At 38.6% G+C, this 8,062-nt stretch carries 12 protein-coding genes; 11 read left to right on the plus strand and 1 reads right to left on the minus strand.

Translation table 11 applies throughout. From position 1 onward, the window contains the following. Positions 1 to 16: 16 nt before the first annotated feature. The 8 genes from CK1_RS04120 (at position 17) to CK1_RS04155 (ending at position 5,616) form a co-directional block, all read left to right on the plus strand. Positions 17 to 787 (plus strand): hypothetical protein, encoded by a 771-nt coding sequence (locus CK1_RS04120; protein ID WP_306288737.1) that lies wholly within the window; start codon positions 17 to 19, stop codon positions 785 to 787. Next, the gene (locus tag CK1_RS04125) at positions 784 to 1,809 is read left to right on the plus strand and encodes a DUF6017 domain-containing protein (RefSeq protein ID WP_306288738.1); all 1,026 of its coding nucleotides are present in this window, start codon (positions 784 to 786) and stop codon (positions 1,807 to 1,809) included. Before CK1_RS04120 ends, CK1_RS04125 begins: the two co-directional genes overlap by 4 nt. Then, entirely contained in the window at positions 1,806 to 3,707 is a 1,902-nt protein-coding gene (locus tag CK1_RS04130; RefSeq protein ID WP_353611118.1) for a VirD4-like conjugal transfer protein, CD1115 family, read from the plus strand. The genes CK1_RS04125 and CK1_RS04130 overlap by 4 nt, the downstream gene beginning before the upstream one ends. Before the next feature lie 4 nt (positions 3,708 to 3,711). Further along, a complete protein-coding gene (locus tag CK1_RS04135) occupies positions 3,712 to 4,032 on the plus strand; it encodes a hypothetical protein (protein ID WP_195968148.1) in 321 nt (106 codons plus the stop codon). 173 nt (positions 4,033 to 4,205) lie between these two features. After that, complete coding sequence (locus CK1_RS04140) at positions 4,206 to 4,712, plus strand: DUF5677 domain-containing protein (RefSeq protein WP_015525049.1); 507 nt, start codon at positions 4,206 to 4,208, stop codon at positions 4,710 to 4,712. Positions 4,713 to 4,805: 93 nt separating this feature from the next. Beyond that, the gene (locus CK1_RS04145; protein WP_306289066.1) at positions 4,806 to 5,183 is read left to right on the plus strand and encodes a DUF5677 domain-containing protein; all 378 of its coding nucleotides are present in this window, start codon (positions 4,806 to 4,808) and stop codon (positions 5,181 to 5,183) included. Positions 5,184 to 5,205: 22 nt separating this feature from the next. Continuing rightward, a complete protein-coding gene (locus tag CK1_RS04150; RefSeq protein WP_015525051.1) occupies positions 5,206 to 5,358 on the plus strand; it encodes a hypothetical protein in 153 nt (50 codons plus the stop codon). A gap of 18 nt (positions 5,359 to 5,376) precedes the next feature. Further along, positions 5,377 to 5,616: a DEAD/DEAH box helicase gene (locus CK1_RS04155; protein WP_306289067.1), complete on the plus strand. Its 240-nt coding sequence runs from the start codon at positions 5,377 to 5,379 to the stop codon at positions 5,614 to 5,616. On the opposite strand, the gene CK1_RS04160 is transcribed toward CK1_RS04155, so the two are convergent. Next, on the minus strand, positions 5,597 to 5,749 hold the full coding sequence (locus tag CK1_RS04160) for a hypothetical protein (RefSeq protein WP_306288739.1): 153 nt from the start codon (positions 5,747 to 5,749) through the stop codon (positions 5,597 to 5,599). The genes CK1_RS04155 and CK1_RS04160 overlap by 20 nt on opposite strands. Positions 5,750 to 5,977: 228 nt before the next feature. On the opposite strand from CK1_RS04160, the gene CK1_RS04165 reads away from it, so the two are divergent. The 3 genes from CK1_RS04165 to CK1_RS04175 all read left to right on the plus strand — a co-directional run bounded on the left by CK1_RS04165 (position 5,978) and on the right by CK1_RS04175 (position 8,061). After that, positions 5,978 to 6,754: an AAA family ATPase gene (locus CK1_RS04165; protein WP_306288740.1), complete on the plus strand. Its 777-nt coding sequence runs from the start codon at positions 5,978 to 5,980 to the stop codon at positions 6,752 to 6,754. Positions 6,755 to 6,815: 61 nt separating this feature from the next. Beyond that, on the plus strand, positions 6,816 to 7,295 hold the full coding sequence (locus tag CK1_RS04170) for an AAA family ATPase (RefSeq protein ID WP_015525053.1): 480 nt from the start codon (positions 6,816 to 6,818) through the stop codon (positions 7,293 to 7,295). 115 nt (positions 7,296 to 7,410) lie between these two features. Continuing rightward, a complete protein-coding gene (locus CK1_RS04175; RefSeq protein ID WP_306288741.1) occupies positions 7,411 to 8,061 on the plus strand; it encodes an HIT family protein in 651 nt (216 codons plus the stop codon). Position 8,062 lies beyond the last annotated feature (1 nt).

An 8,062-nucleotide genomic window follows, 5' to 3' on the forward strand; every position in this document is an offset into this window, starting at 1 on the left:
AATGCGGCTGTATCGAATGAGCGAGGTATGGGTCTTCTTCTGGAAGGCGGGTATAGAGATCTTGCGGAACCATAAACCAGATATGGATAAAGGGTTCGTGAGAGATCGGGGAAAAGCGTTTTATTATGGCAGTCTGGAATTTAAAGGAATGTCGGAAGCAATCAGGGGTTCCAGATCATGTGGGGTGCTTTTATCCGGGGATACTGCGTTAGTTGTTTACAATACCATGGATCGAAATATGAAATGGGCGAAAAAAATGGAATGTTCCATGCGTACCTGGACAGAGCGAATGCTCTTAAAGGGCGGATATAACAGCAGAGCGGATGCGCTTATTGTAGGACAAAACATAAAAGTATTGTTAAAGCTTCTGGAAAGTGATGGAGGCATAAAAAAGGATCTGTTTCGGCCGGATGATATTTATGATCAATATTATTATATTCCCATGTGCCAAGAGGGAATATTGCAGATTATCCTGCTGACAGAGAAGCAGAAAAGAGAAAAGCTAAAGCAGTTTTTGCTTTCAAGATTTCCCATAAGGAAAGAAAAAGAATATGCTGTCTATGCTGTGTGTGATGAAATTGGGAACCCTGTATATTTAGGTTATGATTTAGAAATGCGTCAATTATGCCGTATTAAACAGGAACTCTTATGGAGGCCGTCAGTAAGTATTGTTTGTATGGATTATCAGGCGGAAATAATAAGAGAATATTTGGGAGAGAAGGTGATCATTTATGAGCTCAATACAGAAAATGTAATGAAATACCTTATAAATGACATAGGAGAATGATCCTGGTCGATGGAGGTGGCTGCAAGATGGCGAATCCTTTTCATTCAACAGGCAGTCCGATTGTGGACCGGATGTGTCGGCTGCAGTTTACCGGAAATGTAATCCCGGCAGCGTGGTATCGTACAATTATCAGAGATAATGGAAAACCCAATCTGACAGCAATCATTATTTTGTCAGATGTTGTGTATTGGTATCGGCCGGTGGAAATCCGAGATGAATTAACGGGACAATTATGTGGATTCAAAAAGAAATTCAAAGCAGACATTTTACAGAGAAATTACCAGCAGCTTGCAGATCAGTTTGGAATCTCCAAAAGAGAAGCTGTGAACGCGGTAGTTGAACTGGAAAAAATAGGAGTTGTGAAAAGAGTTTTTCGAACTGTCAGGAAAGGAGGAATGCGGAACTCAAACGTGCTGTTTCTGGAGCTGAATGTAGATGTCCTGATACAACTGACTTATCCGGAAAACCTGTCAGATGCAGGGTATCACTTCTTAAAGGGAGAGCTGTCACCATACAAAGAGAGAGGTGCCACATCAGGATGTGACAGGATATCACAGTCAAATGAGGCATATCTCTCTTTTGAAGGGGATACAAATACAGAGATTACGGAAGAGAATACAGACATAGAGTATCCACTCTGTTCCTATCAGGCTGTGGAGCGTGCGATTCGGATACAGATTTCTTATGATGCGTTAAAAAACGATCATCCATATGACAGAAGAGTTGAAGAAATCCTGGGACTTATTCTGGATGTAATGGTTTCTACAGCACCTAAACTTCGGATTAACCGTGAGGAAAAAGCTATAGAGATTGTGAAAGCACAGTTTGCGAAGCTTACGAAGGATCATGTCGAATTCGTGCTTCAGAGTATGGATGATACCAGCACAAAGGCCAGAAATATCCGGGCGGTGCTCCTGACTGCATTATACAATTCTGTCAATACAATAAACAGCTACTACGGGAACCGCTATCATTTCCATCTGGCAGAAGAAACCAGAAGAGAAATGGAGGAAACGGATTGAGAACAGAAAACTGGAAAAAAATCGTGGCCGGATGCGGAATGGTTTTGTTAGCAGCATATGTGGGAGGCTTTTTTGAAATCTTGTTTTTAAGATCAGAAGTATGCTTAAATCCTCTGCAATGTCTGTATGCAGGGTGTGGTACTTCGTCAGGAAGAAAATGGTCAATGGCAGCCGTGGTACTGCTTTTGGCTTTAACGGTACTGGTAATTTGGCGTGGAAAAGACAATCCATTGCATGATGAACGTAATTTTGAGATTTCGGATCAGGGAACTTATGGAACGGCAGGATTTATGGGAACACAGGAACAAAAAGAGATACTTCAGGCAGACCGTGGAATGGAACAAATAAAAGGGATTATTTTTGGAAGGGAGTTGTCTAATGGAAATATATTAAGTCTTCCGGTAGATTCAAGACTGAACCGAAATATCGCGGTATGCGGTTCGCAAGGTTCCATGAAATCCAGGGCTTTTGCAAGAGTGATGGCATTACAGTGTGTGCGCAGGGGTGAGAGTATGTATATTACGGATCCAAAATCAGAACTTTATGAGGATCTTTGTGCGTATCTCAAAGAAGAGGGATATGTTGTAAAGCAGCTGAATCTGATTCAGCTTACCCATTCAGATGCATGGAACTGTCTCGCAGAGATTGAAGACGGGGAGCTGATTGATGTGTTCTGTGATGTAGTGATTCGTAACACAACGGATAAGTTTGATCATTTTTATGACAATGTGGAAATGGATCTCTTAAAAGCTCTGTGCTTATATGTTTTTGAAGAGTATCCACAAGAGCAGAAAACTTTTCCGGAAGCTTATAAATTATTGCTGAACAAAAGTGTGGAAATGCTGGATTCCATTTTTGAAAGGCTTCCAACGGATCATCCGGCAAAAGGTCCATATCAGTTATTTTCCAAGGCAGAAAAAGTAAAAGGAAATGCTGTGCTTGGACTTGGAACCCGACTGCAGATTTTGCAGAATAAGATGGTGCAGCAGATTACGAGCCATACAGATATAGACCTGTCACTGCCGGGAAAGCAAAAGTGTGCGTATTTTTGTATTACTTCGGATCAGGATTCTACATACGATATGCTTGCTACACTGTTTACATCATTTTTAAGTATCAAGCTGGTTCGCCTGGCTGACAGGACGGAAGAACGTGTCCTACCAGTACCGGTAAGTTTTATACTGGATGAATTTCCAAATATCGGTGTTGTTCCAGACTTTAAAAAGAAACTGGCTACGGCCAGATCCCGGCGGATAGGCATGAGCATCCTGTTTCAGAATATTCCACAGCTTCAGAACCGTTATCCGGATAACCAGTGGGAAGAGATCCTTGGCGGCTGTGATTTCTCGATCTTTCTTGGATGTAATGATATGACAACCGCTACCTACTACAGTGACCGGACCGGTGAGATTACAGTTTCAGTTGCTTCTATCCGAAAGAACTTTTTTACGATCCGTGCCACAGATTATGTGCCGGAATATTCGGAATCACGTTCCATTGGAAAACGGCAGCTCCTTTTGCCAGATGAGATCCTTCGTTATCCGCTGGATCAGGGAATCCTGATCATCCGAGGACACAATGTGCTTCGGTTTAAAAAAATGGATTATACGGAACATGCAGATGCCGGAAAACTGAAGATGGAAAAGGTTGTGGATCATATTCCGGACTGGTATCGAAAGTGGGAAAAACAGCAGCAGGAATTTCAAATACTGGATGAGCAGGTATATGAAGCTTCGGATCCATTGGAAAAAAATGAGAGTCCGATAAAAGAAAATGACGTGCAAGAACCACTGACTGTAAATGGGGCTGTTCAAAAAACGAAGAATAAAAAGCGGACAGGTAATGGTAATACGGTCATGAAAGTAGATGATCTTTTTGTAAAAAAATCAAAGGGGTGAAGGTTTGGAAATTAATTTAAGTGAAATACGCGGCAATTCGCTGGTACGCTATGGATTCAGAGTTCTGCTTGCCAAAGAATTTGGACTTTATCTGAAGGAGCAGGAGGTGGAAAAAATACTGCTTGCAGAAAGCTGCATTGAAGTATATGAAGATGTAGAGGAATTTCTGGAAAAAAGCGGATGGAGACGGGATAATCCAGAATTGTGCAGTGAATGCTATTTATTTGAAAATCATATCTGTAGAAAAATCCAGGGTAAAATCTGGTATTTTTCAAGAATACAGTATGAAAATGGATTGCGGGGAATGAAGCAGGGCTTCAATTAGAGAATACGCAGTATTCGAAGTGTGAAAGGGCGGTAATATCCTGATAAGAAGGGTATTACTGCCTTTTTTTGTTGTGCAGAATTAATGATGTAGGATAGCATTTATCAGAAAAAACTGATAAAATAAAGGAGAATAGAGAGTGAAAACCGTAAAGTATCTATATGGGGAGAAACATGGAAGACAATTATTTAAAACTCTTTGGCAATATGTTTTATAACATTAAAGAAGATCAGGATAATAAGAAAATAATTGAGGAAGCGAGTGAGGTGCTTGCTTCTATTATAATAAAATATGGGGAACTCATAAATGAGATTACTGCAAGAACATCTGCACAGGATGAATTTGTAGACACAGTAATATGCCTTTTTCTCAGGAAAATAATGGAACAGCTAGATGCACTCAATATTCTTATAGATGCAGGAGCTTTTTCACCGATGCAAGTTATTGTAAGGACATTGCTTGAAAACACCGTAGGTCTGGAATTTATTTTAAAAGAGGATACCAGAAAGAGGGCTGCTGCATATTATCTGGAACAGCATTATAAAGAAATTGAGACAGGAGAAAAGCTTTTTTCCAGAAAATCCGAAAAGAGTAAAAATGCAATTAAACTGCTGGGTGAAGCGCAGTTTACGGAAGATAGTAAAAGATTTCAGCGAAAAAAGATGCTTTTCAGCATTTGATAGATACAAATGAGCTGTTTAAGGAAGTGGCTGATGCCAGAGAGAAAGCCGTAGTGTCCAAACGAAAATACTGGAAGAAAAGAAACGAAAAATATCAACAAAATACATATTCAATGGTATGAAATCGGAACTAATGTACAGAACTTTCGAGAGATGATGAGAGAAATTGGACATGAAAAATATTATGAGGGGATTTATGGGGGACTTTCTTATGAAATACATGCACTAAATGCTGCGCGAGCAATACAGACAGTGGCAGATGGCCTTTATTTACAACGAATTAGAAATCCCCAAAATGGAGGAAATATATTTGCATTTGTCTGCGATTTTTCTTTGATTGCTTTAGATAAAGTATATAAATATCTGGATGATGACGAGGTAAAAAGAGCAGAATTCAAAAGATACGTTATGGATTGTCAAAAGAAAAAAGTACATATAATTGCGACTATGGATCAGATAAATATTTTGTAGAGAGACAATAGGAGGGAGTTTAATGGCAATTGATTTTAAGAAAAAATTGGCAAGCAGAACAATAACACCGAAAACTAATCCCATTGAGCTATATGGAACTTTAGACCGAAAAAGTGTTGCTGGTCCTCTTCGCCCGGCACAGGAAATTGTTCTATCTGAGTGGTATACAAAATGACGTACAGATAGGGATTTAATTATTAAATTGCATACTGGTGAAGGGAAAACATTAGTAGGATTGCTGCTTCTTCAATCTTTACTCAATTCAAAGGAAGGACCATGTCTTTATATATGTCCTAATAAATATCTTGTCAGGCAGGTATGTTCAGAAGCGGATAAATTTGGTATTCCCTTTTGTACATTTGGTGAAAGTGCCGAGATTCCAAATGATTTTCTTGCAGGTTCCAAAATACTTATTACCCATGTACAGAAATAGTATAATGTAGTTGCTTTCTTTTTCGTTGTATAATAGGTGTAATAATTGATATAATTAGACCTAAAAATGTAGCAATTAAACCTGCTGCTGCAATATAGGGATTTTCAGAAATCCAAGTTGCAATAGTTTTCATAAACATTTCCCCTTCATATTTTATTATAACATATAATTTAAGAATTATCCGTTATCTACTTAAAAACAAATATATCTACCACAAAGAGGATGTCTATTGGCTTTTTTTGAGAGGATATAATTTAAAAATGTTAAAATTATTAACAAAAGCAGAATAAGAATTGATTTTTGCAATATAATAAGATATACTGAATACAGGTAAATGAAGCTGAAAGGAGATGTGATGGAGATGAAATACGTTATTCGGCTTTTGGGAATGGAAATTAACAACATAAAAAACGTGATACATGGTGAAATTGAAATGCCCCAAAATAAAAAGGGAAGCATTTTAGGAATCTATGGAGCTAATGGATCTGGAAAAACAGTAGTTGTAGACTGTATGGTATTGCTGAAATATCTTCTTTCCGGACGTCAGATCCCGTCGAATTTTTATTACTATATAAATGAAGCAAGTGATACCTCCACTGTAAAGTATCGCTTTGAACTGAAAATCGAAGAAAAATGCTATCTGGTAGAATATGAAATTGAACTGCAGAAAAACGGTAAAAAGAGCTTCTGCATCAGCAAAGAAAAATTCAGTCAGAGAGAAATGTCGGAAGGAAAACGTATCACACCTGTTTTTGATTACCAAAAAGGAAGGAAAGAACTTTTTCGTCCGTTGAAATTGTATGAGCGTTTTTCTAAGGATATCCAGAATGTTATTGCACTTGGAGTCGCAGAGCAGGCAACGCAGAATTATAATGAGGAAAAGGGCGTTCCGGAAGTAAGTTCCTTTTTATTTTCAAGAAAAGCGCAGGAAGTCTTTGAAAAAGCCGAGGGTGAGGCTGCATTGCTTTCTCTACTGAGCCAGTGTTTTCAGAAATATGGAATTTATGATCTTGCTGTTGTTGAAAACGCGCAATACGGTTATTTATCCTTAAATCTGGAAAATATGCCCGTTAATATTGACTGGCCGGACACGATACCAAAAAAGGTGAAGGCATCTTCTTACGCTTCACAGATATAAATGTGGTACCAAAAGAAGTTTTCCTTATGTGGCAAATACGATCAAGCAGATTAATATTGTAATGAAATCATTAATACCTGAGATCAACATAGAAATTTATAATGCGTTTGATAAGCTGCTGAAGGATGGAAAAGACGGAGTGCAGTTTGAAATCATTGCCATGCGTGGAGAGAACCGGATTCCGCTTTTATATGAATCCGCAGGAATAAAGAAGCTGATCTCTATTTGCAGTAATTTAGTTGCCTGCTATAACAGGGAGTCTTATTGTCTTGTGGTAGACGAGCTGGATTCTGGTATTTATGAGTATTTACTGGGAGAATGCCTGGAAGTTATGCAGGATAAAGCTAAAGGACAATTGATCTTTACATCACATAACTTACGCCCATTGGAGATCCTTGAAAACGATTCTCTGCTTTATACGACTGTGAATCCCGAGAATTGCTATATAAAATCTACGTATATCAAAAATACGCAAAATACCCGGTTATCTTATTTGCGGACGATCAAGCTTGGCGGGCAAAAAAGAAAAGCTCTACAATGAAACAAATATATATGAGATGGAGCTTGCTATGAGGCGGGCAGGAAGGATACGTGCTAATGACTAAAAAGTTATTCTGTTTCTTGTAGAAGGGCCGACGGATGAAGATGCACTGGCTGTGATATTTACAAAACTGGTAAACGATCATGATATAGAATTTGACGTGCTCCATACAGATATCACTGCAGACGAAAACATGACGGTAAAATATATTGAAGAACGGATTGATAAGGAAATCCAAAAGTATCTGCTTAAAAATCCCTTCATAGTAGCGGATGATATCCTTAAGGTGATTCAGATCATTGATACAGACGGAGCTTTTATTCCGCCATCGTTGGTCAGGCAGTCTGAAAATGGAAAAACGGAATATTTTGATACGCATATAGAGGCGAAAAATAAGGACCGATTGATCCGCAGAAATCTAAGTAAGAGAAAGATTGTATATTCTCTGTATAACCGGGAAACTGTGGCAGGATTTCCTTATGAAATTTACTATTTTTCCAGGAATATGGAACATGTGCTGCATGACAGGGCAGAAGATCTGACTGATGATGAAAAGGAAAATCTGGCATTTGACATTGCAGTTCAATATACAGACCAGCCGGAAAAGTTTCTGGAATATCTCTATGATGATGGATTCCATGTCTGCGGTACCTATAAAGATACATGGGAGTTTATCATGGATGGAAACCATTCCTTGAATCGTTATTGTAATGTGGCGGTCTTTTTTGAACAGCTGGGGATTGGATTAGAAAAAACAGAAGGCTAAT

Source organism: Ruminococcus sp. SR1/5, assembly GCF_000209835.1.
Taxonomy (GTDB): domain Bacteria; phylum Bacillota; class Clostridia; order Lachnospirales; family Lachnospiraceae; genus Blautia_A; species Blautia_A fusiformis.